This is a genomic window from Thalassococcus lentus, from assembly GCF_028023555.1.
GTDB classification, from domain to species: Bacteria; Pseudomonadota; Alphaproteobacteria; order Rhodobacterales; family Rhodobacteraceae; genus Thalassococcus_A; species Thalassococcus_A lentus.
The window spans coordinates 108,264-134,001 of the sequence record NZ_JAQIOY010000010.1; the positions used below are offsets into that span (position 1 = coordinate 108,264).

Sequence of the window (25,738 nt, forward strand, 5' to 3'; positions counted from 1 at the left end):
TCCCGGCCTGCGGGAACAGGCCGTTGGCGCCTGTGGCGGTTTTTTGTGGAAAGCCCACGCGGCGGTATTTTGGAAAGCTGGGAAGCGGGGGCTTCACAAGTCCGGCGGCTTGCGGCATTGGAGCGCCATGGTTGAGACGTCTTTTGAACTGAAAGCCCGCGACGGGCGCGCGAGAACCGGTGTGATCAACACGCCGCGTGGTGAAATCCGGACGCCGGCATTTATGCCCGTGGGCACGGCGGCGACTGTAAAGGGCATGTTGCCAGGCTCGGTGCGAGACACCGGCGCGGATATTCTGCTGGGCAACACCTATCATCTGATGTTGCGGCCGTCGGCGGAGCGCATCGCCCGTTTGGGCGGGCTGCATCGGTTCATGAATTGGGACCGCCCGATCCTCACAGACTCGGGCGGGTTTCAGGTGATGAGCCTTGCGGAGTTGCGCAAACTGACCGAGGAGGGCGTGACCTTTCGCAGCCACATCGATGGCTCCAAGCACATGCTCAGCCCGGAGCGGTCCATGGAGATCCAGAGATTGCTGGGCAGCGACATTGTTATGTGTTTCGACGAATGTCCCGCCTTGCCAGCCGACAAGGCCCGGATTGCAGACAGCATGCGTTTGTCGATGCGGTGGGCGCAGCGGTCACGTGACGCCTTTGGGGATCGTCCGGGGCACATGCTCTTTGGTATTCAGCAAGGCGGGTTGGAAGAGGATTTGCGCGCTGAGAGCGCCGAAGCCCTGCAATCGATTGGTTTTGATGGCTATGCGGTCGGCGGCTTGGCGGTGGGCGAAGGACAGGAAGCCATGTTCGGCTGTCTGGATTTCGCGCCGGAGCAGCTACCGCATGACAAGCCGCGTTACTTGATGGGGGTTGGCAAGCCCGACGACATCGTGGGGGCCGTGAAACGCGGCATCGACATGATGGATTGTGTTTTGCCATCCCGGTCCGGGCGGACAGGACAAGCCTGGACGCGTCGCGGACAGGTGAACATCAAGAATGCGCGCCATGCTGACGACCCGCGCCCGCTGGACGAACACTGCACATGTCCGGCCTGCCGCAGCTATAGCCGGGCCTATCTGCATCATGTGTTTCGGTCAGGAGAGATGATCAGTGGTATGCTGCTGACCTGGCATAACCTGCATTACTATCAAGAACTTATGCAGGGTATGCGCGATGCAATCGCGCGGCAGAGCTTTGCGCAGTTCGAAGCAGATTTCCATGCGCAGCGGCAGCAAGGCGACATTGAGCCGGTCTGATCGATCTGATTGACGCTGTGAGGAGCAGGCCGCCATTGGGGGAACCGTTCCTGCTGCGTGCCACCATTCGCCTCCTTGCTGTGACGAATGAAACGGTTGGATGGCGACGAAAAGTGCCTGAAATTTTCAAACTTGCTTAGCGAAAGCCAAGAACCGTTAGAAACCTTGTTGATTTGTGGGCAACATCTGCTTGCACCCGGGGTGCGCAAACGTCATTCTGCCATGCAAGGAAAGCGGTGCCCGGTTGAAATGGCGCATTTTAACCCCACCTTAATTTTCCATGACTGGAGATTGCCCAGGCTGCCGCCGAGCGGGGCAGGGTGATCTTGCCAAAAAACAGGATACGAGCATGCAAAATCCCCTTAATGCCTCTTACCCGGTGCTGCCCCTCAGGGACATCGTTGTGTTCCCACATATGATCGTGCCGCTTTTCGTCGGGCGTGAAAAATCGGTGCGCGCATTGGAAGAGGTCATGAACGACGACAAGCAGATCCTGCTTGCCGCTCAGATCGATCCTTCTGTCGATGATCCCGAGACGGATGGTATCTACAAGGCTGGCGTTCTGGCCAATGTACTGCAGTTGCTGAAGCTGCCCGACGGGACCGTGAAGGTGCTTGTCGAAGGGCAAAGCCGGGTTCGCATCAGCGGATACATCGAAAACGATTCATTCTTTGAGGCCACGGCCGAATACCTGACCGAGATGCCGGGCGACGAAGACACGGTCGAAGCGCTGACTGGCACCGTTGCAGAAGAGTTTGAACGCTACGCAAAGGTCAAAAAGAATATTCCCGAAGAGGCGCTGTCCGCCGTCGGTGAAGCACAGGAATCGGCCAAGCTGGCAGATTTGGTTGCCGGGCATCTGGGCGTTGAGGTTCCTCAGAAGCAAGAGCTTCTGGAGACGCTGGCCGTGTCCGAACGGCTTGAGAAGGTCTATGGTCTGATGCAGGGTGAAATGAGCGTCCTGCAGGTCGAGAAAAAGATCAAGACGCGCGTGAAAACGCAAATGGAGAAGACCCAGCGCGAGTACTATTTGAATGAGCAGATGAAGGCCATTCAGAAAGAACTGGGCGACGGTGAGGATGGCCAGAACGAAGTGGCCGAGCTCGAAGCCAAGGTTTCTGAGACCAAGCTGTCCAAGGAAGCGCGCGAAAAAGCCGAAGCCGAGATCAAGAAGCTCAAGAACATGTCCCCCATGAGCGCAGAGGCGACCGTGGTGCGGAACTATCTCGACTGGATGCTGTCGATTCCGTGGGACACCAAGTCCCGCGTCAAAAAGGATTTGGGCCGCGCGCAGCAAATCCTCGATGCCGATCACTATTCGCTCGAGAAGGTCAAAGAGCGTATTGTCGAATATCTGGCCGTTCAGGCCCGTTCGAAAAAGCTCAAAGGCCCGATCCTGTGCCTTGTTGGCCCTCCGGGTGTGGGTAAGACATCGCTTGGCAAGAGCGTTGCCAAGGCCACGGGGCGCGAGTTCATTCGTATTTCGCTGGGCGGTGTGCGCGACGAAAGCGAAATTCGCGGTCACCGGAGAACCTATATTGGGTCGATGCCGGGCAAGATCATTCAGGCGCTGAAAAAGGCCAAGACGTCCAACCCGCTGATCTTGCTGGATGAGATCGACAAGATGGGTCAGGATTTCCGGGGTGATCCGGCGTCGGCAATGCTGGAAGTCCTTGATCCTGAACAGAATTCGACCTTTGTGGACCACTATCTTGAGGTGGAATACGATCTGTCCAACGTGATGTTCGTGACCACTTCCAACAGCTACAACATGCCGGGTCCATTGCTTGACCGGATGGAGATCATCCCTCTGTCGGGCTACACCGAGGACGAGAAACTGGAAATCGCCAAGCGGCACTTGCTGGACAAACAGGTCAAGAACCATGGCCTGAAGAAAGGTGAGTTTGCGGTCGAAGATGCGGCGCTTACGGATATCGTGCGGTACTACACACGCGAGGCCGGTGTTCGTAATCTGGAGCGCGAAATCGCGAAGCTGGCACGCAAGGCCGTGACCAAGATCGTCAAGAAAGAGGACACGACCGTTACGGTTACCTCTGAGAACCTCGATGATTTTCTCGGTGTTCGCAAATACCGCTACGGTTTGGCTGAAGACGAGAACCAGGTCGGTGTCGTTACCGGCTTGGCCTATACCTCTGTGGGTGGCGATCTGCTGCACATCGAAGCGTTGAAACTTCCGGGTAAGGGCCGGATGAAGACAACCGGTAAGCTGGGCGATGTCATGAAGGAAAGCATTGACGCTGCTGCCAGCTACGTCCGTTCAATCGCGCCGCAGATCGGGGTCAAACCGCCGAAGTTCGACAAGATGGACATCCACGTGCACGTGCCCGATGGCGCGACGCCCAAAGATGGCCCATCTGCAGGCTTGGCCATGGTGACATCTATTGTATCGGTTCTGACTGGCATCCCGGTGCGCAAGGATATCGCCATGACCGGTGAGGTTTCGCTGCGCGGCAACGCGATGCCAATCGGCGGGCTCAAGGAAAAGCTGCTGGCCGCACTGCGCGGTGGCATCAAGACGGTTCTGATCCCGGAAGAAAACGAAAAGGATTTGGCCGACCTGCCTGACAACGTGACCAGCGGTCTCGAGATCATTCCGGTCAAGCATGTCTCAGAGGTTCTGAAACTGGCGCTTGTGCAGTCGCCGGAACCGATTGAATGGGACGAAGAGGCCGAAGAAGCCGCTGCCGCTGCCAAGTTGCAAGCGGGCGGAGAAGGAGCAGGGGCGACCGCCCACTGAGCCCAAGCCAAAGCCAAAGCTTAAAGAGCGCCGCCCTTCTGGGCGGCGTTTTTTTGCGCCGTCAATTCGCGTTCAGGGCCAGCGGCCCAGAGATACGCTATTGATTGGTCTAAGTGTTAGTTTCCGGCTGCTGCGCCGAAGACGATCAAAGTGATCAATCCCAGCACCAAACCACCAGCATTTGCACTGCTGTCGGCCGCATCTTGTTGAATGACAATCGGTTCAACGACCGGATCAGAAGGACCATCCGCCTGCGCAGAAACAGCGGCGAAAGAAAGAGAGGCAATGATTACGAGCTTTTTCATTTGAGAACCCATTTGGCAGATTGAATTCGAATCAAAGCTGATGCGGTTTTTTCCGAAGAGTCAAGGTATGGGTGGTAATCTCCCTCAGGATGTACTATACCTTGTGTCATACCCAAGAAGCGGAGCCTTTATGGCGCAACCGCTCGGGCAGGTGAAAACAAGAGGCAGAGCAGAAGTTATGGCGACTACAAAAACATCGACCACCGGTCGAAAAACCACCCGTAAAACGACAACCTCTACCAAAAAGAAGACGGCCAGCGATACGTCGGCTGCAGCGCTTGAGCCCACGTCTATCAAGGCTGCGGATGACGACATGGCGCCCGTTCTCGAGGATGTTCAGGATACCGGCGATGGTGGCGTTGAAGCAGCCCGCAAAAACGAACTGATCGAACTTGCAGTTGCGCGCAGCGGTGTCAAAAAACGCGATGCAAAGCCTGCGATCGAAGCGGCGCTTGCGATCATGGGCGAAATGGTTTCCGAGGGCCGCGAACTGAACCTGAAGGGGTTTGGCAAATTTAAGGTCAAGCGCACAGTTGATGCCCAGAACGGCACAGTTGTGCACGCCAGATTGCGTCAGCCGCAAGTATCGGAACCCGCGGTTCCAATGCCCAGCGTCTCTCCGGCAGAATAAACTCAAGCCAGTTCTCCACCTTTTGTTAATTGACGGGGCGTGACACAGCGCGCCCCGTTTCGGCATGTGCCCGGCCTCTTGCGATTTGATCTTCAGAGGGCTAATACGCCTCGCAGCGGGTGATTAGCTCAGTGGTAGAGCGCTTCGTTCACATCGAAGATGTCGGGAGTTCAAATCTCTCATCACCCACCATTCTCCCATGAGTTGCTGCGCGATATAATGACTCACGCTTTGGTAGATTTTTTTTAGCGAAATCAATGATTTCTGTGACGTGAAGGTCGCGGTGGGTACCGACTTCAGTTGCAAAATCTGTTGCCTTTGACCTGCCGAAAGATCCCGTTAAGTTGACGTAGGGGATTGTTGCACGTCAGGTTCATATGAAGATTTTGTTTGCTCAGCGCGCGCTGGAAGATTACCGCGGCTCGGAATTGTTCACATTCGATTTGGCTCGGGCGCTCGTTTGGCGCGGACATGATGTTTGCGTCTGGACCCCGAAAAGGGGCGCTGTGGCGCAGCTGTTTGCGCCAAATGGCATCGCGGTCTGTGAAGATTTGGCACAGCTTCCGTTTCAGCCAGACGTTATCCATGGGCATCAGCATTTGCCAACCATGGCCGCGCTGGCCAACTTGCCTGAAGTGCCTGCTATTCACGTTTGGCATGGGGCGCGACCTTGGGTCGAACAGGTGCCTGTCAGCGAACGTATTCAGTTTCACGCGGTGTGCAGTGATCCGATGCGGCAAACTCTGCGGACCAGAGCCGACATTGACGCCGAAAAGGTTGTCCAGATCTCCAACTTTGTCGATACGGCGCGGTTTGATCGTCAACGCACTGGTTCGGGATTGAAGAAAGCGCTGCTCTACGGCCAGGACGGGTTCAGCCAGGACGATTTGGGCCAATTGCAAGAGGCATGCGTCCATGCGGGGCTGAGTTTCGATGTTATCGGACATGGTTACGGCAACGGCGTTGAGAACCCGGAATTGGTTCTGCCCGACTATGATCTGGTTTTTGCAGTGGGGCGCAGCGCGCTTGAGGCGATGGCCTGCGGGTGTGCGGTGATTCCGGTCGTTCCTGGCCTTGCTGGCACTTTGATCGTTCCCGAGACGCTGGATCATTGGTCCGATCTGAACTTCAGCCCGCGTTATTTCAGAACGGCGCAACATGTGTCCCCCGGTTGGTTGCAAGAACAGATTGCCGGCTATTCGGCCGAGAAGAACGCGCAGACCACTGCACGCATACGCAAGGATTGGTCTTTGGAAAACGCGGGTCGGCTCTATGAAGCGCTGTACGAGCGGGCGGTGTCGAAGGTTGGTTCAGCGCTCCCGACCGAAAGCTTTGGGCCCTATATGGCGTGGCTGGCAAAAGAAGCGGATGCGCTGGTGTGGGCGAGGGCGCAGGCTGAGGCCGAGACACGGCAACTTCGCCAGGATCTGAGCCTGGCCCGTGATACCGCCAAGGCAGCAGAGGCCCGCGTCCGGCACCTGCTGGAGACCTTGCTGTTGGTTCAGGGGGGACATGTCGCCGCCGATCCAGAGGGCGCGTCAGCCTACGACGTCATTCAGGCCAGCGGTTTGTTTGATGCGCAATGGTACCTGCGGTCATATCCCGAAGTGGCCGAGGCCGGCCTAGACCCTCTTCAGCATTATCTGGAGTGGGGAGTCGGAGAGGGGCGCCAACCGAGCCCCGGTTTCGACGAGGCTGCATTTCACGAAGCAAACCCACATCTTCAGGGGCTGGGACTTTGCGCGTTAGAGCACCTTGCCCGTCAAATGGCGCACGCGGGTCGACAAATGGCAACGGGCTCGCAGGGTGGGGCTGGTCCGTTCCATGCAAGCGAAGACAGCAGAATGCACGCCGAGAACGAGTTGCCAGCTGAATTGGCTTCGGGGCGATAGCACCGGGCTTGGGCAGCCAAGCTTTACGTACACGTCATACAAGAACTTTCAAATAGGAACGCTACACCCTTTCATATTTGAATAGCCTACTTTCAGATTCTTCTATGTCTGAGTGAGCTACAAAAAGGTATAGGTTTATATGCGACATCCTGCCGGGTGTGTATCTGGTTAGCGTTTGTTGGTGTAGGTAAGATGTAGCCGGGTGTCGCATTTTCTCCCCTAGTTTTAACGGGTTGTGCTAGCTCACACGTGGAATCTGCCAATACGAAAAGCCGGAGACCTCAGCCTGTGAGCAGGGGACTGCTTTTGGTGCGTTCGGCGACAAAATCGATGAAGCGCCGGATACGTCCGACTTCACGCAGGTCTTTGTGCGTCAAAATCCAGACACTGCGAGACGTTGGCGAGAAAAGACCGTCGATCGCCTCAACATCCTCAAGAACTTCGCCCACCATTGTCGGCAGTCGCGCAACCCCGAGCCCGGCTCGGACAAAAGTTGCGGTTGTCTCTAGGCTGTCTGCCTTCAAGACAATGTTCCCTTTTGGAAAGAGCTTTTGGGTTTCATGTTCAGACGTCGCAACGACCCCGGTGTGCACGATCAACGGAATACCGTCGATTTCGCTCAGGTCTTTGGAGTTTCCGCCGTAAGTTTCCAAAAGGTTCTTGTGGGCATAAAATCGGAAATCCAGACGTGCGACCCGGTGTCCCCAAAGGCTGGGTTTTGGGTTTTCTTCTGCGCGAAACACCACATCCACATGACCGGACGCAAAATCCTGAATGGCATCTGAAATCTTGATTTCCAAAACGATGTCCGGGAACTCCTGTTGGAAGTCGCGGATGACGTCGTCCAGATAGAACGGAAACATCTGTTGAGGTGCGTTGATGCGGATCACACCTGACATTTCGTCATCAATTGTACGAAGGGTGTCTTCCATACCCCGTAGTTGACGTTCGATGGACTCAGCCTGCCGCGCGACCAGAAGTCCGGCTTCGCTCGCGATCAACTTTCCGGGTATGCGATCAAAGAGTTTGCAGCCCAGCTCGTGCTCGGCGCGGGCCAATTGCCGAGACAGAGTTGGTTGGCTGACCTTGAGCACCTTCGCTGCGCCGGCCATGCTTCCTTCGCGGTGGATATGTAAGACAACGCGTAATGCGCTCCAGTCCAACATAAAATGGTCCTGACTACAAATTGCTCTTAGGCCACTTAGGCGCAAAGAAGGGTGGGGCAACCACAGACTGATTAAAAATTACTCAATAGTCTCGCAATATTCTTATGCGGCAAATGAAAGCCGAGGTCCAATCAAGGAAATGTCAGAACAAAAACTGACAAAAGCAGGTGTCTTCGGCCGCTCTTTTGCTTGCACGCCGTTTCAGCATTCTGTAAAGCGTGCGGCACGGGTGATTAGCTCAGTTGGTAGAGCGCTTCGTTTACACCGAAGATGTCGGGAGTTCGAGTCTCTCATCACCCACCAGAATTCCTGAAAAGCGCGTCTTTCACGACGCGCTTTTCTTTTTGCTGTCCTTCTTTTTTGCTAAGATTTCCAATGCCTTGGCTGTTTTCAAGGTTGCGATTTCCTCTTGTACTTCTCGGCACAGCAGCCCGCAGCCGGGCGGCATCCGCCAAGCGCTCATCAATCCGTCCCAAACCCGTTTCATCGCCGGTTCCTTGGCTTGTTCGGCGCCATCGCCGAGCGTTGCGGCGCATGTCCGCAATTCAGGCCAATGTCACAGGAAAGATGGCTGTTTGCTCGCAAGGCTTCGATCCGGCGGCGGCGATTTGCGTCGTCGAATATACGTCTCAAGAAGCCGCTCGCGCGTGGGGATCTCGGGGGCAAAGGGTGCCGTGTTGGGGGTGTTCTTGCCATGGTGATTCTCCTTGAATGGTTGGCTTGATGCTGACATCGTGCTTCCTCAAGTTCACTTGAGGTCAAGCGATTTGATGCGAAATCCAAAAGGGCGGGCGCAGCCCAATGATCTAAGCGTCGGTGACATGGCCCAAAGGGCCGGTGTCGCCGTCTCGACCCTGCATTTTTACGAAGCCGAAGGCTTGATTCAAAGTTGGCGAACGTCGGCCAATCACCGTCGGTATGACCGGCGTATGTTGCGCCGTGTCGCGGTCATTCGCGTGGCACAGGGGCTTGGAATCCCATTGGCTGAGGTTGGCAAGATGTTGGAAAAAGTGCCGATGGAGGGCGCAGTTCGCAAAGGCCATTGGAGCGACGCCTCGGAGGCCTGGCGCGGCGCGTTGGAGGCTCGCATCGCCAAACTGCAGGCCCTGCGGGATCAACTGGACCACTGCATTGGCTGCGGGTGCCTGTCTCTGGAGAACTGTCCGCTTTACAATCCCAACGACAGCCTTGGCGAAGCCGGGCCAGGTGCAAGACGCCTCTGAAGCCGGATTTGCCACGTGGCTACCGGGTCAACACCTTCATGCCGCGGTCGATCCCGTCAAGTGTCATAGGGACCATGCGCTCTTCGAATATTTCGCGGATCATCTGAACGGATTGGGTGTATTGCCAATGCCGTTCGGGAACAGGGTTGATCCAAAGATTGTCAGCCCATTGCTGACGCGCGCGTTCCAGCCAAACCTGTCCGGCTTCTTCGTTCCAGTGTTCGTTGGCGCCGCCGGGGTAGGCGACCTCATAGGGAGACATCGATGCGTCACCGACAAATATGCATTTGTAATCAGGCCCGTAGGTGTTCAGCACCTCCCAGGTGGGTGTGGTCTGATCCCAGCGGCGGCGGTTGTCGCGCCAGACGGCTTCATAAAGGCAGTTGTGAAAGTAGAAATGTTCAAGATGTTTGAATTCGGCTTTGGCGGCCGAGAACAGCTCTTCGACCACTTTCACAAAGGGATCCATTGAGCCGCCTGCGTCCAGAAACAGTAGGACTTTGACCGCGTTGCGCTTTTCAGGGCGGGTTTTGACGTCGAGAAAGCCATGTTCGGCCGTGGCGCGGATGGTTCCGTCCAGATCCAGCTCATCGGCTGCGCCATCCCGCGCCCATTGCCGCAGGCGTTTCAGCGCAACCTTGATATTGCGCGTGCCCAGTTCGACATCGCCTGCAAGGTTCTTGAAGTCACGTTTGTCCCAGACTTTGACCGCCCGTTGATGGCGGCTTTCACTCTGGCCGATGCGGATGCCTTCGGGGTTGTAGCCATAGGCACCAAAGGGCGACGTGCCCGCCGTTCCAATCCATTTGTTGCCGCCCTGATGGCGACCCTGTTGTTCCTTGAGCCGTTCCTTGAGCGTCTCCATCAGCTTGTCAAAGCCGCCAAGTGCTTCGATTTCGGCCTTTTCTTCGGCACTCAGATGTTTTTCGGCCATTTTTTCCAGCCAATCGGCTGGCAGATCGACGGCTTCCATGACCTGATCAAAGGTGATGTCTTCGAGACCCTTGAAACTGGCCGCAAAGGCGCGATCAAAGCGGTCAATATGGCGTTCGTCCTTGACCATGGCGCTGCGCGCCAGAAAATAGAACCCTTCGACATCATAAAGCGCGAGCCCGCGGCCCATACCTTCGAGGAAGGTCAGGTATTCGCGAAGCGAGACAGGCACGCCAGCGCGGCGCAGGTTTTCGAAAAAGGGTACGAACATGGCGGCACGCTAGCCTGTTTGTCAGCCGGATTGTATCGCTAATTGCGCAAACGGTGCGTCATGATCCCGAGGTTTTGAAAGGGGCGGGCGATCTGCTGCGCCGCGCTTTGGGCGGCGTTTGAAAATCCGCAAAGGCGCTGCGCTCAGGTCAGCGCCTTTTCGATCAGGATCGTGACCAACAAACCCAGCAGGGCCAGGGCGATGGCATAGACGGTGGCATATTGCGCTATGTCGAGTTTGTTGCCTTTGCGACGCGCGGCGGTCAAACCGCCGAGGATGGCTCCGATAACCGCTCCGGCAATTACGATCATAGTGCGCCTCGTCTCCTTTTGGCGGGGCTGAGCGAAGAGATTTCACGCAGTTTGGCCCGCACGGCCCAATCCGAGCCAAAGCCGTATCGTGCCCAGCCGAGACTGTCCAGACGCACTTCGCGTGCTTCGGTAATCCGTCCGGCCAGATCCAGCGCTTCGGCGCGCAGCATCATCAGAGTTGCCAGAAGGGCTGCGTTTTCGTGTCGGGCTGCGGTGTCCAGATGTGGGGTCAAAAGGAACAATGCGTCATCGGCACGACCGGCGCTGATGGCATAGGCTGCCAACTGGGAGGCCACATAGGCGCGATGCAAGGCTGTATCCCGTCCGTTTCCAAAGAAGCGCTGTGACAGAACAAAGTGATCCTGTGCGGCTTCCAGATCAGACCCTTGCAGCAAACGGCCCATGGCATAGTGCGAAAAGGCGCGGCGATGATCGGTCCAGCCCATGGCTGTGGCGACTTTGAGCGCCTCGACCGCGGCCTGTTTGCGTTGCGCCGGATTGGCACCGGGGCCAAGCGCGGTTTGTACCGCTTCGATCCAGACACGCGGTGTGCGTTGCAGGCGGCGCGGGGCCACGTTTTGTCCACGCGGATTGATCCGAGCGAGAATTCCGGGCAGGCGGTCTGCGGCCTCGGAGCGGCTCATGCCGTTGCGAAGGGCCGGATCATAGTAGGCCCGCAGGATCAGCATGTCATAGCCGGTCAGAACGGTATGCACGTTGTCGTCGTTAAAGACGCTGTCGGGCAGGCGATAAAGGTCGTTCAATGGGCCAAGCGCTTGGGCTAGCTCTTCGTGCAGGCAATCGCGCACCTCTTGCGGGCTGGCGTCATTGGGCAGGAAGATCGACAGTCTTTTCCGGTCGGTCAGGCGCGACCAGTTGACCTTGGCAGTGCGGCGCGACGCTTTGTATTCAGCAAGCGATGTCACGTTCGGCACTACAAAACAGGCGGCCTGTGGCAGCGCTTTGCGAATGTCCGCGCGGCTGACGGCCTGAACGGTTATATTGGCGTTAGCCGAGTTGCTCAGCGCAATATTGATGCCAGCTTCGGCGCGCAACCGGTGCAGCAGCCGTTTGAGATCCGGGCCGAGCGAGGCCGGCGGTGCGCCGGTTACACGGACTGTGATCGGACCCTCAAAGCGGGTAAGCGTCTTGAGCGGGCGACCGGATTCCAGCGAGAACGCCAAATCCAGGAAATCGCGCGCGATGTCGCTGTTCGAGGCCACCGGCGCCGCGGGGCGCGGTACCGAAAAACTCTTCATCGGTGGCAGGCCTGAATCGACACTGGAGGTCGCGGCGGCGGCGCGGGTGGCGGTGTCCGTAGGGGATACCGGCATACAGGCGCCCAGCATCAGGTAAAACGGAAGAAGGTAACGACGATATCTGCGCATCACGGTCTCTGGTACTTGATGAACGGTGTGACAGCGCCGATCCGGTCATAGAGCTGACGAGCGGTGTCGTTGAACGTCTGAGTAAGCCAGTAGACGGTGGGCGCGCCGTATGTGTCGGCGGCCTTGTAGACTTCTTCGATCAGGGCGCGGCCCACGCCCATCCCACGCGCATCCGGTTTGGCATAGAGATCCTGCAGGTAGCAGACCTCTTCAACCTTCCAAGCGTGGCGATGGAACAAGTAGTGGGTCAGACCAACGGCGCGGCCGTCCGCTTCGGCGATCAGCGCGTTGAAGTCACGCGGATCGTCGCCCAGAAGGCGTGCAAAGGTCGAGGTATAGACGCTGTCTGGCACGCTGCTTTCGTAGAAGGCCAAATAGTCCTTCCACATTTCGCGCCACACAGGTTCATCCTCGGCGCGCAAAGCACGCACGGTCAGAGCCGTTTTCTGGGACATAGTGTTAAGCCTGCCTGCTCGTTGTTTACTCAGATGTTCAAGACATCCGTTGTTTTTCTGTCCTCTGTTTGGACACTATAGGGCAAAAGAAGGGTTTCTGCACAGAGCCCGATTCCACGTCGCGGAAATTTTTTCCACAGGTGGTTGGCGTAAGTGGAAATCAAATAAAAACAGGTGTTTGCACTGTGCAGTGTTGCAACAATCAGGCGGTTGTTCCGGCTTTGTTTCCAGCTCAACCATGGCGAGACTACGGCATATTTCCGGGTTTTCCCAACGTCAACTTTGGGTTCAACTTGGGATTGGTGCGGATTTCAGGCGCAAACGCGTTTTAAGCGAGCCAAGCCAGCGAAATCAGGGACAAGGTGCTTGTCCAGATGATGACAGGGGCGATTGTGTCGGTGCGTACGCCGTAGAGCATCGCCAGCGCAAAGGCCATTGCGCCCGATGGGCCCGCGGCATTCAGGATCAGCAGTTGTTCCCATTGAGCGGGGCTGCTTTGAAGTGCCATCACGCCAAACACCATCGCGGGCAGCACCAAGAGCTTCAGTGCGCTCATGGTTGCAACGGTCGCGTTCGGGACCAGACTGTGCCCGGACAGGATCACGCCCAGTGCAAAGAGTGTCAGAGGTGCTGCGGCTGCGCCCGCAAACTCCATGGCTGTTAATGCGGGAACAGGAATGGGGATAGCCGCAAGGTTCAGCACGGCCCCCAAGGCAATTGCCAAAAGAACCGGATTCAGCGCAATGCGCCTGAGCGATGCCGCAGGGCTGGCGTTCCGATTTGCCATCAGGTCAGTGGTGATAATGAAAAATGCAAAGCTGACCGAGGCATCCCAGGCCACGACAGCGGTGATCGGCAGGGTGGCTTCGCCGTAGATCAGGATCGAGATGGGCAGGATATAGAGCAGCGAATTGACGAAAACCATCGCCATGCCCAGCAGCCATGCTTCCAGAAACTCGCGGCGCAGCACGAACCGGGCAATGCTGAACCCCAGAAGGAACATCACAGCCTGACAGGCGACATAGCCGAACAGCGCCTCTGGCACAAAGGCTGCAAAATCCACGCTGGCAATCAGCGGCAGGATCAGACCGGGCTGGAGTATGAGAAACGAAATACGATTGACCGCCGCTGCCTCGTCACGGCTGATGTGCTTCGTCCGGCCCAGAACGAAGCCAAGCGCCAGCAAGGAAAAGACCGGCAGAATGTTGTGGGTCAGGATCGTCAGCATTTCGCGGTCTTTCGCAGTAATTTCCCGATGAGGGACTAGCGCTCGCCGCGCCGTGCCATGAACGCGAGCCGTTCAAACAGGTGTACGTCCTGTTCATTTTTCAGCAATGCGCCATGCAACCGGGGCAGGGCGCTCGCACCGTCGCGTTTCAGGTCTTCGGCTGTCAGGTCTTCGGCCAAAAGCAATTTGAGCCAATCCAGCACTTCGGACGTCGACGGCTTTTTCTTGAGACCGGTTTGTTCGCGCAATTCGTAGAACTGGGTCAGCGCGGCTGTCAGCAGCGACTCCTTGATGCCGGGATGGTGCACCTCGACGATTTTGCGCAGCACCTCAGGTTCGGGAAAGCGGATGTAGTGAAAGAAACAGCGGCGCAAGAAGGCGTCGGGCAGTTCCTTTTCATTGTTCGAGGTGATGATGACAATCGGGCGGTGAACGGCCTTTACGGTTTCGCCGGTCTCGTAGACGTGGAATTCCATACGATCCAATTCCTGCAGCAGATCGTTGGGAAATTCGATGTCGGCCTTATCCACTTCGTCGATCAGCAGAACGACCTTTTCGCCCGCTTCAAAGGCCTGCCAGAGCTTGCCTTTGCGGATATAGTTGCGCACGTCGTTGACCCGCTCATCGCCCAGCTGACTGTCTCGCAGACGGCTGACCGCATCATATTCGTAAAGGCCCTGTTGTGCCTTGGTGGTGGATTTGATGTTCCATTCGATCATCGGCACGTTCAGGGCGCTTGCCACTTGGCGGGCAAGTTCGGTCTTGCCGGTGCCGGGTTCACCCTTAACAAGAAGTGGTCGCTCCAATGTCACGGCCGCGTTGACCGCCATGGTCAGGTCGTCCGTGGCCACATAGCTTTCCGTGCCTTCGAATTTCATTTGCGCGATCCCTTATATTCCAAGCCGTTGCCCCGGCGAAAACGTCTGTCTCAGACGTGATTGTGTAGTGACATCCCCCGGGGCTTGCGGTAAGTGCTGCGCCCGAGGGGTGCCAGATATCTAAGGGAATTACCATCATGGATATTGGCAAGAGCAAGGGAGCCGATATGAAAGCAGAGTCCTTTCTTCCTGACGATTATCGTCCAGCCGAAGACGAGCCATTCATGAATGACCGCCAGCTGGAGTATTTTCGGCGCAAGTTGATTGCGTGGAAAGAAGAATTGCTGGCCGGAAGCCGTGACACCATCGAAGGATTGCAGGACAGCACCCGCAATATCCCCGATGTCACTGACCGTGCGTCCGAAGAAACCGACCGCGCGTTGGAGCTGCGTACGCGCGACCGCCAGCGCAAACTGGTCAACAAAATCGATTCTGCCCTGCGCCGGATCGATGAGGGTGAATACGGTTACTGCGAAGTGACCGGTGAGCCGATCAGCCTCAAACGACTGGACGCACGTCCGATCGCTACCATGAGCCTTGAGGCGCAAGAGCGTCACGAGCGCCGTGAGAAGGTCCATCGCGACGACTGACCGCAGGGTCTTTGATGAATTGAACAACGCCGGGGCTTTTGCCCCGGCGTTTTTTCATGCCTAAAGAGGTCATGGCTCTCACAGGCAGGCATATCACCATTTTGGGCGGCGGCATTGGCGGTCTGGCTGCAGCTTTGGCGATGCGCGCCCGTGGCGCTGACGTGTCCATTCTCGAACAGGCCGATGCGATCCGCGAAGTCGGCGCGGGTATTCAGGTCAGCCCCAACGGGCTTCGTGTGATCGAGGCCTTGGGATTGGCCGATCGCTTTGCCTTGGCTTCGGTCAGGGCACAGGCGGTTTCCCTGCGCGACTATGCGCAGGGGCGCGACATCACATCTTTGGATCTGGGACTGCTGCCCAAGGGGCAGGATTACCGTTTTGTGCACCGGGCTGATCTGATCGATCTGTTGGCCGATGCCGCGCGTGCGTCCGGTGTGCAGATCAGGCTCTTGCAGCAGGCAACCGAAGTGCGCCCCGGCACACGCCCGCAGGTCAGGCTGGCCACAGGGTGTTGCATCGAGACCGAACTGGTGGTGGGCGCCGACGGGCTGCATTCGGTTGTGCGCCCGGCCTTGAACGGCAAAGCTGAGCCGTTCTTTACCGGGCAGGTCGCATGGCGGGCGATTGTGCCGAACGTCGTCGGGCATCCGGCAGAAGCTCGCGTTCATATGGCGCCGGGCCGACATCTCGTGAGTTATCCGCTTCGGGATGAAAGCTGCGTCAATCTGGTTGCCGTCGAAGAACGCGACGTCTGGACCGCCGAAGGCTGGAGCCAAACTGGCGATGCCGATGAGCTGCGAGCAACCTTTGGCGATTTTGGCGGTGACTGTGCCGCCTTGTTGAAGGCTGTAGCGCACCCCGGCGTCTGGGGATTGTTCAGGCATCCCGTGGCGCCGGTCTGGCACGCGCAGGGCGTGGCTCTTCTGGGGGACGCAGCGCATCCGACTTTGCCGTTTCTTGCGCAAGGGGCCAATATGGCGCTGGAAGATGCTTGGGTGCTGACGGCCTGTCTGGATCAGGACGACGACCCTTTTGCGGCACTCAAACGGTATCAGGCCCTACGCAGGGATCGTGTCGTACGTGTCATCAAAACGGCTAATGGCAATGCCCGCAAGTATCACCTGCGCAATCCGCTGGTGCGATCCATTGCGCATGCCGGCCTGTCGGTCTTGGGCCGCGCCGCACCAGTTCGGATGCTCAGACAATTCGACTGGCTCTACGGTCACGACGTGACCGCTTCCTGATCCCGGCAGATCACAAGCGCGTGCAGCGGGCTGTGCAGAACCCTGTGCTTGGGGCATGATTGCCACAAGGAGGACCTGTCCATGCGCTTTTTCGCTGCTGCTTTTGCCCTGTTCTTTGCCACCTCGGCCACCGCGAGCCCGGAGTTCTGGCAACACGAATGGCCTGACACCAATTTCGAAAAGACCTCAGTGGGAAACTGGGTTGAGGTGATCTCGGGCGGTCCGCCAAAGGATGGCATCCCTGCGCTGAGCGATCCGTCGTTCATGAAAGCAGGGCAGGAAATGCGCATTGGTGGCACCGAGCCTGTCATTACCGTCGAGCTGGGCGGCCACACGCCACGCGCCTATCCCATCCGCTATTTGACATGGCATGAAATCGTCAATGATACGGTGGGCGGCGTACCGGTTGCCGTTACCTTTTGTCCGTTGTGCAACTCAGCGCTGACATTTGATCGTCGGGTTGCTGGCAAGGTGCTGACCTTCGGTGTCTCAGGCAAACTGCGCAATTCCGATATGATCATGTATGACCGCGAAACCCAAAGCTGGTGGCAACAGGCCATGGGAGAGGCGATCGTCGGCGATTTGCTGGGGCAGGAATTGAAACAGGTCGCCAGCTGGATGGAAAGCTGGGATGAGTTCAAGGCGCGTAATCCCGAAGGTTTGGTCATGGCAGAGCCGGCATGGCCGCGCCCATATGGCCAAAATCCCTACCGGCGCTACGACAGCTCGACCAAGCCGTTTTTGTATTCCGGTGATCCACCGCCGCATGACATCCCGTCGCTGATGCGGGTGGTCCGTGTGGGAGATCGCGCATGGCCAATGGACCGGCTGGCCCGTGAAGAAGCCATCACCGAGGCTGGTATTACGTTGACATGGCGTTCCGGTCAGTCTTCGGCGCTGGACGCATCGTCCATTGCCAAAGGGCGCGACGTGGGATCAGTGCGAGTGCGCGATGCTGAGGGGCGGGACCTGCCGCATGACCTGATGTTCGCCTTTGCCTTCCATGCGTTCTGGCCCGAAGGTCAATGGATGCTTGGCAACTGATCTGCAGTCGGTTCTAGGCCGCAAAGCGGATCGGCAACCTGCGCGCCAGTGGTGCGAGAGACCCCATATGCAGCCAAGTGCCTGAAAGTGTTCGAATTTGCGCCCCTGTGCCGCGCTTGAAGTGCGTGAGGCCGGGGGCGTCCTGAGCATTGAGTGTTCCCAAATCCAGCAGGCTGTGTCCCTGCTCTTTTAGCCAAAGGGCCGCGCGCCATAGCAGGGCATTCATCGCGTTGCATCGCCTTCCGGCGGGGCTTGAATACCCCATTTGCCAAGTGGCCATCGCGCCGTGGCGCAAAAATGCAGCTGCGGCGACTGGCGCACCGTTCCTGCGCGCTTCGAAAACGGCAGCATGGCCGGGGTTGACCCGGGCGTAGGCCGCGCAGAATTCTGGTGGCAACCCCCTGTACCGCTTGGCGCGGGCCTGCTGCCGCTCAGCCTGCAGGATCCAGTGACCGCTCTTCAGATCATGCCGTGAGATCGAAACCCCCTGCGCGAGCGCGCGGTTCAACCGGTTGCGCCATTTCTGCGCCAGAGCCGCGCGCATGGCCTGTTCATCGCGCAATGGCAAGATGGCGAGGCTCGCAGGCGTCATCACTGGCCAGAAACCAGCCCCGCGCAGCACCGTGGCGCTGAGGTTTTCCGCATTCAGCACCAGCGGCCGCCCATCGTGCCAGCGCTGCCAGCGCCACAGCCAATCAATGCTGTGTTGGGGATCTTGGGACACGGGCCCGCGCGAGATTAAATCAATCCGACCCAGAAGAGGAAGCGTGCGGGATTGAACCTGCCACGACAGGGTGACCCGCCCGGCGCATTGCTGTTTGTGATGTCTGACAGGAAGGCCAAGCGCCGTACAGGTTTTCGCGAACGGAACAGATTGCGGCAAGGGCAGGGGCAGATCACAGGTCATGGGTGCATTAACGCCATGGCAAGTTTCAACTGCGTTAATGGCCCTATGTTAAATCACCTTGAACAAAACCGTCCCGTCACAGCCTGCCGCGTAAGGCCGACACCAGCGGCCGCTTTGCTGGTCGGGTTTCTGCTGTCTTTGCCCTTCGCCGGGATCGCGGTTCTGGGGTGGGCCCTGGCGCTGCTGCCCTAGACCTGAACATCCTTGCTCAGTCTGGCCCGCGTGGCATGGGTTGCCAGAAACTGCGCGGCGGATTTGCTGACCGGGCGGGCCGGTGGCGTCATCAACAGCCGTGCGAACAAGGCGCGGTAGGGCTCTTGCGCCATAAGGGCTTCAAATCTGGCATGCCGCCATGCAACGGCACTTTGATGCAGGCTGGCCAGTTTCGGATCTTCTGCCAGTTGCGCCCGATGGTTTGCAGTTTGCTCTGCCAATTGCAAAATGCTGGTGTCCAGCTCTTCCGACCAATTGCGCTCAACCCAATAGTCCATGCCCAGAGTGTGCTCGGAATGCACGGCGCGGCCTCTGTCGGCCTTCAGCACATAGCTTTCCATAGCTCCCAGCGGATAATGGTTCAGTTGCGCCAGCCTGTAGTTGCTTTGGCCATAGTTGGAAAAGATTCGCCGGGTGCGGAACTGATCATCCAATTCACGACCTTCGCCATCGAACCAGCGGGCCTCGGCCACACGCGCTTCATCGGGGTTCCGGGGGCGATGCACCCCGAGTTTGCGATAGGTGCCATCGTTGCGATAGAGCGTCTTGAACATGGCCGCGCGCCATGGCCAGTACATGACCACCGGCGCAGCCTTGGTAAACTGCTGCGGCACGGGCGTATCGGTGTAGCGAACGACTCCGTCATTTCCGAACAATCGCCATGTCAGGGGGATGGCCGTTGCCTCAGGCAACGCTTCGATCAGATCGGGCAATCTGCGCGCGCCCACATGCACGTTTACAAATTCATCAATGTCCAGTGGCAGCAACCAGTCCGCCTGCTTGACCGCCTTGCACTTGTCGGCCAGCTTCAATCCGGTGAACTGTATGCCGCCCTTGTCATAAGGGCCGTCGTTGCGCAGATGCGTGACCGGGGCCAGCTTGCTCAGCCGGTCCAGCATCGTGTCGGTCCCGTCATCACAATCATTGGTCAGCGCCACAACATGCGTGACACCACAGGCCAAATGGTGCGCCAGCCAATCCAGCAAAAACGCGCCTTCGTTGCGCAAACAAAGTACAGCTGTGATCTTCAGCGTGTCGCTCCCGGGTTTCTTTGTGCCTGAAATATCCCGGGGGTCTGGGGGCAGAGCCCCCAGTCCGGACCGGAGATGACTGTTACCAGCCCTTCATGAACGTAACGACCTTGGCTTCCGAGGCTTTCGGGAAATAGCTCAGGCCAGCTTTTTGCATGGCATCGAAAACCGCCTGAACACCGGTTTGCCCGATCCACTGCGGGTGCAGTTCGATGATCGCCACGCGCAGATCGCTCCAGTCGCCGGCTGGAAGCACCTCGGCCTCGGCCCCTTCGATATCGCAAACCAGCACATTGGGTTTCAGGGCCTTGAGTGTCGGGCTGATCCCGTGTTTCTCGATCTCGACGGTTTCAACCACGCTATCGGGGTCGGCCTCATAATCCATCGAAGAGCCAAGAAAGTTCTGCCTGATGTAGAACGGAACTGGTTTGCCAGCCCGAGGGCAGAGCAGAGCGTTGCGGACTTCGACGTTGCTGACATCATTGGCTTCGTGCACCGAATGAATATAGGGGATCAGCTGCGGGTTTGCCTCGTAACTAACGACTTTTTCGACCTTTTTCTTGACCGACAAAAGCGTGGACATATAGCCCAGCCCTGCGCCCAGCTCCAAAACCGTGTCGCCTTCCCGCACAACACGCATCACTGCGTCGCATTCCTTGCGCTCATAATTGCCCTCTCGCAGGGCGCCGCGCACCCGCCCGGTGGTCAGCTCGGGATGCTTGGGGATCTTGAGCCCGCGCGATTTGATAAAGGGGTTTCGTGGCCCTGCTGCACTTCCGTCCATGTCAGGTCTCCATATCAAGGGCGAGCGCATAGGCGACCCGCTCCGTTTCAGTCAGGTGCAGGGACAAAGCCTGCTGGTACAGGTCTTCGAACTCGGGCATGCCGTGTAGTTCGTCGGCCTTTTTGCGATGCCAGCTCAACCCTTTTTCATGCCAGCTGCGCAAGTCGTCGTCTTGCATCAAGCGTTCGTATTCCGCACGCACGCGCGGAATGTTCCGCTTGATGGTGATGTCTTTGTGAACCGACCAATCCATGCGGATCCAATAGTTGATGCCAATGGATCGATCGACGTGCAGCGCGCGGCCGCGCTGACGTTTGATAAGAAAGGATTCAGCGCTTCGCAGCGCGTAGTGGTTGAGTTGCAGCAAGTCGTAGCCAATGGACTTCTTGGAGCTGCGCCAGCCATTCTTGATCGCCTCTGACGTCATGTCTGCGCCAGATCCGTTGACCCATTTCACTTTCTTTTCAGCGCCTTGCGTCAATTTATTCGGGCGGTGGCAGCTGATTTTTTCATAGGCGCCAATATTGCGGAACATGGTCTTGAAGCCCCAGACCGTGTGCGGTTTGGGGCAATATTTGGGGGCGCAGGTGTCGAATTGATCAATGACGAACTCATCGCGCAAATCGGTGACACCGTTGTGCCCGAACAGGCGCCAGGTCATGGCGACATTGGTGGCATCGGGCACGCGGGCCAGAAAATCGTCCAAGGTGCCATTGCCGCAGCGCACGTTCATGAACTCATCCACGTCGATATGGATGATCCATTCGGCGTTTTTGATGACCGGTTCCTTGAGCGCGGCATTGAGCGCGTGCTGCTGGGGTGAGTTTCCCTTCCAGTTGTCGTTGTTGCGGTGCTGGATCACACCCATGGCCTGCAAGCGGTCCAGAATTTCCGAGGTGCCGTCGCTGCAATCGTTTGTGTAGATCAGGAAATTGTCGACACCGATTGCGCGGTGATAGGCGATCCATTCGACGATATAGGGGGCCTCGTTTTTCATGCAGCCGACGATGACGTTCCCACTGCTGCCTTTTGGCAGGTTTCGCGGGGCCATCGGGCTGTAGGCGGCCGCCAGTTCTTCTTCGTTTACGCGGCCCAGACGATTGTGCGGTGCAAAAATCGACGTGCGCAGTTTGGCGAAGTTCTGTTTGGCCAGCGGCGGCATGAGTTTTTGTGCGGTTGGCGACAGATCGGATTCGACGTCGTCGGTATCGCTGGGGTCGGGTTGAACCGTTCCGCGCAACTGCGCAAGATCAGCGGCCTTGTTGGCCAGTTCTTCTTTGGTCGCTTGATTGATACGCCAGCGAAAGGCCATCAGGTACTGCGTGGCCCGGAACCCTTTTTCCGGGTCTGCCTCAGTCCAGTCCGGCAGTTTGCGATCGCGTTTCATGGCCTGAGCGGACAAGCCGCCGTGCGCCTTGCAAAGCGCCTTGATATCCGCTTCGAACCGCATCGAAAGTGCTGACAAAGATCCCGGAGCGATTGGATCGCCCTTGATCTTGATCTCACCCAGAAATTTGCGCCAAAGCTGCCGGGGCAGGATCACGTCACCTTTGGCCAGCAGGCGCAGGACTGCGTCATTGAACAATCGTGACCGCGTCAGCCAAGCGGCGGCCGGCTCTGCGGGGGCGTCTTCGGCTTCGGCTTTGCCGATGGTGAAGTCCAGATCAAAGCTTTCGCAGATTTCCTCGGTGGCAAAGACGCCATAGAGACGGTCAATGTCAAAGCTGCGGAATGATACGCTGCCCTCCCCGAACACGGCTTCCCATTCGTCCTGCAAGCGTTTGAAATCAAGCCAGAAACAAGCACCCTGCACCTCGCCGAATTGACCACCCTGCGGGTCACTGTGCGGGCGTGTGTTCAGTGCTGCATCCCAAAAGCTGCCCGCACTCAACCCCAACTCAAGGCTCAGATCACGGGACCGGCCTTCGATCAGTTGCGCGCTGTAGCGCCGGACCAGCATCCGCGCCGGATCATCCAGATGGGCCACGATCCGAATATCGTCAGACAAGGGCAGCAACAGTGCCCGCAGCCGTTCCAGTTCAGACCGCGAAACCAACGTACACCCCAGTTGGTGGGATGACAGGATCAGAACATCGGGCGAATGCCGTTCAACCTCGCTTGTCAGGCTGCGAAGAACATCTTCACGCAGAACCTGCTGTTTTTCTGTAGAAATGAACCCACGGTTAAAGCGCAGGCTGTCGACATTTTCGGGATCGGTGACCGCCATGAACAGCCGCGTGTGGTTTCGCGCGCCCGGTGAGCGGGCATAGAGCACGCCTTTCTGAAGCATCTGGTCGCGCTTGGCATCAAGCACGCGTTGCAATCGATCAGACGTGGCGCCATCGGGGCCAATGTGCAGATAGATGCGCATCAGGCAGCTCCTCTGGCTGGGTTCGTTTCGGAATTCACATTGCGCTTGCCCCACCATGGCAGGTCGCACTGAATGTGCGCCGCCAGCCGGTCGCGGGCGTCCTGCGCACCCATGGGAAGCTCCAGATATCGGGGGTCATCGCCAAAGAGATCCCGCAGCATCGCATAATGTTCTTCAATCCAGCGGACGCGTTCCGGTTCAACCTTGCCAAATCCGCGGGGCAGGCCGGGCACAGCCCCCTTGGGCAAACGTTCCTTGCCCATGTTTTGCCAGCGCCGCATGCTGTCCGAAATATCAGCCGCCGGGCGCCATGTGGCTACGAACTTCACGTTTGGATGGTTTATCCGCATGGCCTTGATCACCGCATAGTCGCATTGCGGCCAAAGGCTGGTTTCCGCCTTGAGAGCGCTGATTTCTGTCAGGGCATCATAGTGGCCCAGCGTTGCAAATGGATCGCCATTGTCAAAATACGCCTCATAGAGCTGACGAGCGATAAAGGTGCCTGCGATGGTCGGGTCCTTGGTGTGACTGCGCCGCACCTTGTGATCGGCGACATGCCAGCCCGCCTGTTCCAGCGCAAACGCCAGCGTTGTCGTGCCTGACTTGGGAAGCCCGAGGTTGACCAGTTTCAACCTCATAACGCCAATCCCAACTCGGTGATCAATTCCAATTCACCCGGTGGGTAGGTCGGCAAGGATTTGAGGTGCGTATACATCTCTGCGTATGAGTCCTGCGCCATCAAGGCATCACGCTTTTCGGCATGAAGCCGGCAAGCTTCGTCATGCAATGCCCCAATTTTCTTGTCGCTCTTCATCTCGGACAGCATTTTTTGCAGGCCCGGCAGGTAGCGTTGGATCGACGTGTCTTCCCAGGCCGGATCGTTGCGTTCGCGCCAATAGGTGTCATCAAAGGCGCGATTTTCCCGGTTCACATCGCCCCGGTCATTTTTGACCAGATAGCTGTCCAGCGATCGCAGGGCATAGTGATTCAGCGTCGCAAATTCACGGGCATTGGCAGCGGGGAATTTGCGGATGCGCCTTGGATTGGCGGCCACATGAAACTTGTGCTGCACCTTTCGGCCCGAACCGTCAGTCCAGCTTGGCCGTTTGTCCTTGTCTAGCTTTTCCTTGAAAAATGGACGATGTGCGCCGTAGTAGTGCAGTGGAAAATCTTTGCGGATCAGTGACTTGACCTCAATCGCGGTTTCCGAGCACCAAATATCCGGATTGTGTGAGCGCGTGAATTGCTCGATTACCGGACGGTCTTCAAACCGGTCGATGCCGCAGTTCGCAAAGAACTGAAAGGTCACGGAAATGGCCTGAGGATTGCCGCAGGCGTCAATCAGGGCGGGGATTGTGTGATCACCGACGTGGATGTTCAGAAACTCGTCCACATCGGCTATCCAGACCCAATCGGCTTTCTTGACAACCTTTTGCTTGGCGGCGTCCTTCAGCGCTTCCATCTGGTAGTTGCGGCCCTTGGCAGGGTTTGGCAGATGCTGCACGCCCCAATCGCCAAGCGCATCCAGCAGAGCATCTGTGCCATCGCTGCAATCATTGGAATAGAAAAGATGATCGGTCACACCGATCAGCCGGTTGAAGGCAATCCACTCCAGCAGGAATGGGCCTTCGTTCTTGACGCAGGTCACGGCCGTTATGCGCATGGTTGCCCCCATACGATACCCAAAAACACAGGCCGCGCCTGCGTTGACTTTACCAAACCGGACATCACTGCTCGTCCCGCCATGTTTATCCCGGGTCATTGTTCCCGGCTTTTTGTTGAGCGAATCATCGCATTTTGGCGCAGTTCCGTCAACGTATCCCGAATTTGGCAGTTTTCTGTGCGACCTTGGCGCTATTGACCGCAGCGGGCTGTACAGGCAGTTGAAAGGGAACACGGAGGACATCATGACCCAAATCCCGCAGAGCATCGACGAGGTCCAGGCGCGCCTGAATGACACCGGGTACGTGTGTGGCCGCGCGCTTGCGACGGTCGTCTTCCTGTCGCTCAAGCTTGGCCGTCCGCTGTTTCTCGAAGGCGAAGCAGGCGTCGGCAAGACCGAGATTGCCAAAGCATTGGCGGCCTGTCTCGGCCGTAAACTGATCCGCCTGCAGTGCTATGAAGGGTTGGATGCGTCCTCGGCTGTCTATGAATGGAACTTTCCGGCTCAGATGATTGCCATTCGCACAGCCGAAGCGGGCGGCGGCGCAGATCGTGCTGCGCTCAACGCTGAGTTGTTCGGCCCTGAGTTCCTGATTGAACGTCCGTTGCTCGAAGCGATGCGCCCGGATGAAAACGGCGCGCCCATCCTGCTGATCGACGAACTGGACCGAACGGATGAACCGTTCGAGGCCTTTTTGCTGGAAGCGCTGTCGGATTTTCAGGTCACCATTCCTGAAATCGGCACGATCAAAGCTCCCGAGCCGCCCATCGTGATCCTGACGTCCAACCGAACACGCGAAGTTCATGACGCGCTCAAACGCCGGTGCCTGTACCATTGGGTCGACTATCCGGGCTTCGAACGCGAGGTCGACATTCTCAACGCGCGTGCGCCGGAAGTGGCCGAAACCCTCTCCCATCAGATTGTTGCCTTTGTTCAGGCTCTGCGCACCGAGGACATCTTCAAGAAACCGGGCGTTGCCGAAACCATCGATTGGGCGAAATGCCTTCTGGCGCTGGACGTGGTTGACCTGTCACCCGAAGTGATCTCGGACACACTGGGCGCCATTCTGAAATACCAAGATGACATCCAGAAACTGCAAGGATCCGAGGCCAAGCGCATTCTCGACAATGTGTCTCAGTCGCTCGATGTCGCCTAGTGTTTCTTTGTGCCGTAAATATCCCGGGGGTTTGGGGGCAG

General features: G+C 57.7%; 24 protein-coding genes and 2 tRNA genes. 11 read left to right on the forward strand and 15 right to left on the reverse strand.

The window, feature by feature from the left end:
• The first annotated feature begins 127 nt into the window (after positions 1-127).
• Together tgt and lon are read left to right on the forward strand one after the other, a co-directional pair.
• Positions 128-1,255: a tRNA guanosine(34) transglycosylase Tgt gene (gene tgt, locus PFY00_RS17985; RefSeq protein ID WP_271433985.1), complete on the forward strand. Its 1,128-nt coding sequence runs from the start codon at positions 128-130 to the stop codon at positions 1,253-1,255.
• A 349-nt stretch (positions 1,256-1,604) separates the two neighbouring features.
• Positions 1,605-4,013, forward strand: a complete 2,409-nt coding sequence (lon, locus tag PFY00_RS17990; protein WP_271433986.1) for an endopeptidase La — start codon at positions 1,605-1,607, stop codon at positions 4,011-4,013.
• Between the two features lie 116 nt (positions 4,014-4,129).
• On the opposite strand, the gene PFY00_RS17995 is transcribed toward lon, so the two are convergent.
• A complete protein-coding gene (locus tag PFY00_RS17995) occupies positions 4,130-4,318 on the reverse strand; it encodes a hypothetical protein (protein WP_271433987.1) in 189 nt (62 codons plus the stop codon).
• Positions 4,319-4,496: 178 nt separating this feature from the next.
• Here PFY00_RS17995 and PFY00_RS18000 point away from each other — a divergent pair, with 178 nt between their 5' ends.
• The 3 genes from PFY00_RS18000 to PFY00_RS18010 all read left to right on the forward strand — a co-directional run bounded on the left by PFY00_RS18000 (position 4,497) and on the right by PFY00_RS18010 (position 6,841).
• Entirely contained in the window at positions 4,497-4,949 is a 453-nt protein-coding gene (locus PFY00_RS18000) for an HU family DNA-binding protein (RefSeq protein ID WP_271433988.1), read from the forward strand.
• Between the two features lie 117 nt (positions 4,950-5,066).
• A tRNA-Val gene (locus PFY00_RS18005) sits at positions 5,067-5,141 on the forward strand.
• Positions 5,142-5,326: 185 nt separating this feature from the next.
• Complete coding sequence (locus PFY00_RS18010) at positions 5,327-6,841, forward strand: glycosyltransferase (RefSeq protein WP_271433989.1); 1,515 nt, start codon at positions 5,327-5,329, stop codon at positions 6,839-6,841.
• Between the two features lie 281 nt (positions 6,842-7,122).
• On the opposite strand, the gene PFY00_RS18015 is transcribed toward PFY00_RS18010, so the two are convergent.
• On the reverse strand, positions 7,123-8,007 hold the full coding sequence (locus PFY00_RS18015) for a LysR family transcriptional regulator (RefSeq protein ID WP_271433990.1): 885 nt from the start codon (positions 8,005-8,007) through the stop codon (positions 7,123-7,125).
• Positions 8,008-8,234: 227 nt separating this feature from the next.
• Between PFY00_RS18015 and PFY00_RS18020 the strand changes: the two genes are divergently transcribed.
• Positions 8,235-8,310 (forward strand) — tRNA-Val (locus tag PFY00_RS18020).
• 22 nt (positions 8,311-8,332) lie between these two features.
• Here the strand turns inward: PFY00_RS18020 and PFY00_RS18025 are convergent.
• The gene (locus PFY00_RS18025) at positions 8,333-8,470 is read right to left on the reverse strand and encodes a hypothetical protein (protein ID WP_271433991.1); all 138 of its coding nucleotides are present in this window, start codon (positions 8,468-8,470) and stop codon (positions 8,333-8,335) included.
• Between the two features lie 307 nt (positions 8,471-8,777).
• On the opposite strand from PFY00_RS18025, the gene soxR reads away from it, so the two are divergent.
• Positions 8,778-9,230 carry a redox-sensitive transcriptional activator SoxR gene (gene soxR / locus PFY00_RS18030; protein ID WP_271433992.1) on the forward strand — a complete coding sequence of 151 codons (453 nt, stop codon included), beginning with the start codon at positions 8,778-8,780 and terminating at the stop codon, positions 9,228-9,230.
• Between the two features lie 19 nt (positions 9,231-9,249).
• On the opposite strand, the gene PFY00_RS18035 is transcribed toward soxR, so the two are convergent.
• The 6 genes from PFY00_RS18035 to PFY00_RS18060 all read right to left on the reverse strand — a co-directional run bounded on the left by PFY00_RS18035 (position 9,250) and on the right by PFY00_RS18060 (position 14,694).
• Positions 9,250-10,434: a vWA domain-containing protein gene (locus PFY00_RS18035; protein WP_271433993.1), complete on the reverse strand. Its 1,185-nt coding sequence runs from the start codon at positions 10,432-10,434 to the stop codon at positions 9,250-9,252.
• Between the two features lie 143 nt (positions 10,435-10,577).
• Positions 10,578-10,745, reverse strand: coding sequence for an apolipoprotein acyltransferase (locus PFY00_RS18040; protein ID WP_271433994.1), 168 nt, complete (start codon positions 10,743-10,745; stop codon positions 10,578-10,580).
• On the reverse strand, positions 10,742-12,133 hold the full coding sequence (locus tag PFY00_RS18045) for a DUF2927 domain-containing protein (RefSeq protein WP_271433995.1): 1,392 nt from the start codon (positions 12,131-12,133) through the stop codon (positions 10,742-10,744). Before PFY00_RS18045 ends, PFY00_RS18040 begins: the two co-directional genes overlap by 4 nt.
• The gene (locus tag PFY00_RS18050; RefSeq protein ID WP_271433996.1) at positions 12,133-12,588 is read right to left on the reverse strand and encodes a GNAT family N-acetyltransferase; all 456 of its coding nucleotides are present in this window, start codon (positions 12,586-12,588) and stop codon (positions 12,133-12,135) included. Before PFY00_RS18050 ends, PFY00_RS18045 begins: the two co-directional genes overlap by 1 nt.
• Before the next feature lie 328 nt (positions 12,589-12,916).
• Positions 12,917-13,816 carry an AEC family transporter gene (locus PFY00_RS18055; protein ID WP_271433997.1) on the reverse strand — a complete coding sequence of 300 codons (900 nt, stop codon included), beginning with the start codon at positions 13,814-13,816 and terminating at the stop codon, positions 12,917-12,919.
• Positions 13,817-13,851: 35 nt separating this feature from the next.
• Positions 13,852-14,694, reverse strand: a complete 843-nt coding sequence (locus PFY00_RS18060) for an AAA family ATPase (RefSeq protein ID WP_271433998.1) — start codon at positions 14,692-14,694, stop codon at positions 13,852-13,854.
• A 167-nt stretch (positions 14,695-14,861) separates the two neighbouring features.
• Between PFY00_RS18060 and dksA the strand changes: the two genes are divergently transcribed.
• The 3 genes from dksA to PFY00_RS18075 all read left to right on the forward strand — a co-directional run bounded on the left by dksA (position 14,862) and on the right by PFY00_RS18075 (position 17,572).
• On the forward strand, positions 14,862-15,284 hold the full coding sequence (gene dksA, locus PFY00_RS18065) for an RNA polymerase-binding protein DksA (protein WP_271433999.1): 423 nt from the start codon (positions 14,862-14,864) through the stop codon (positions 15,282-15,284).
• Positions 15,285-15,355: 71 nt separating this feature from the next.
• On the forward strand, positions 15,356-16,528 hold the full coding sequence (locus tag PFY00_RS18070; RefSeq protein ID WP_408648482.1) for an FAD-dependent monooxygenase: 1,173 nt from the start codon (positions 15,356-15,358) through the stop codon (positions 16,526-16,528).
• 81 nt (positions 16,529-16,609) lie between these two features.
• Positions 16,610-17,572 carry a DUF3179 domain-containing protein gene (locus tag PFY00_RS18075; protein WP_271434001.1) on the forward strand — a complete coding sequence of 321 codons (963 nt, stop codon included), beginning with the start codon at positions 16,610-16,612 and terminating at the stop codon, positions 17,570-17,572.
• A gap of 13 nt (positions 17,573-17,585) precedes the next feature.
• Here PFY00_RS18075 and PFY00_RS18080 read toward each other — a convergent pair whose 3' ends face one another.
• The 6 genes from PFY00_RS18080 to PFY00_RS18105 form a co-directional block, all read right to left on the reverse strand.
• Positions 17,586-18,479: a GNAT family N-acetyltransferase gene (locus tag PFY00_RS18080; RefSeq protein ID WP_271434002.1), complete on the reverse strand. Its 894-nt coding sequence runs from the start codon at positions 18,477-18,479 to the stop codon at positions 17,586-17,588.
• A 188-nt stretch (positions 18,480-18,667) separates the two neighbouring features.
• Positions 18,668-19,723, reverse strand: coding sequence for a glycosyltransferase family 2 protein (locus PFY00_RS18085; protein ID WP_271434028.1), 1,056 nt, complete (start codon positions 19,721-19,723; stop codon positions 18,668-18,670).
• Between the two features lie 82 nt (positions 19,724-19,805).
• Positions 19,806-20,507: an FkbM family methyltransferase gene (locus PFY00_RS18090; RefSeq protein ID WP_271434003.1), complete on the reverse strand. Its 702-nt coding sequence runs from the start codon at positions 20,505-20,507 to the stop codon at positions 19,806-19,808.
• Position 20,508: 1 nt separating this feature from the next.
• On the reverse strand, positions 20,509-22,878 hold the full coding sequence (locus PFY00_RS18095; RefSeq protein WP_271434004.1) for a glycosyltransferase family 2 protein: 2,370 nt from the start codon (positions 22,876-22,878) through the stop codon (positions 20,509-20,511).
• Positions 22,878-23,516 carry a sulfotransferase gene (locus PFY00_RS18100; protein WP_271434005.1) on the reverse strand — a complete coding sequence of 213 codons (639 nt, stop codon included), beginning with the start codon at positions 23,514-23,516 and terminating at the stop codon, positions 22,878-22,880. The genes PFY00_RS18095 and PFY00_RS18100 overlap by 1 nt, the downstream gene beginning before the upstream one ends.
• A complete protein-coding gene (locus tag PFY00_RS18105) occupies positions 23,513-24,541 on the reverse strand; it encodes a glycosyltransferase family 2 protein (RefSeq protein WP_271434029.1) in 1,029 nt (342 codons plus the stop codon). Before PFY00_RS18105 ends, PFY00_RS18100 begins: the two co-directional genes overlap by 4 nt.
• Positions 24,542-24,785: 244 nt before the next feature.
• On the opposite strand from PFY00_RS18105, the gene PFY00_RS18110 reads away from it, so the two are divergent.
• On the forward strand, positions 24,786-25,697 hold the full coding sequence (locus tag PFY00_RS18110) for an AAA family ATPase (RefSeq protein WP_271434006.1): 912 nt from the start codon (positions 24,786-24,788) through the stop codon (positions 25,695-25,697).
• Positions 25,698-25,738 lie beyond the last annotated feature (41 nt).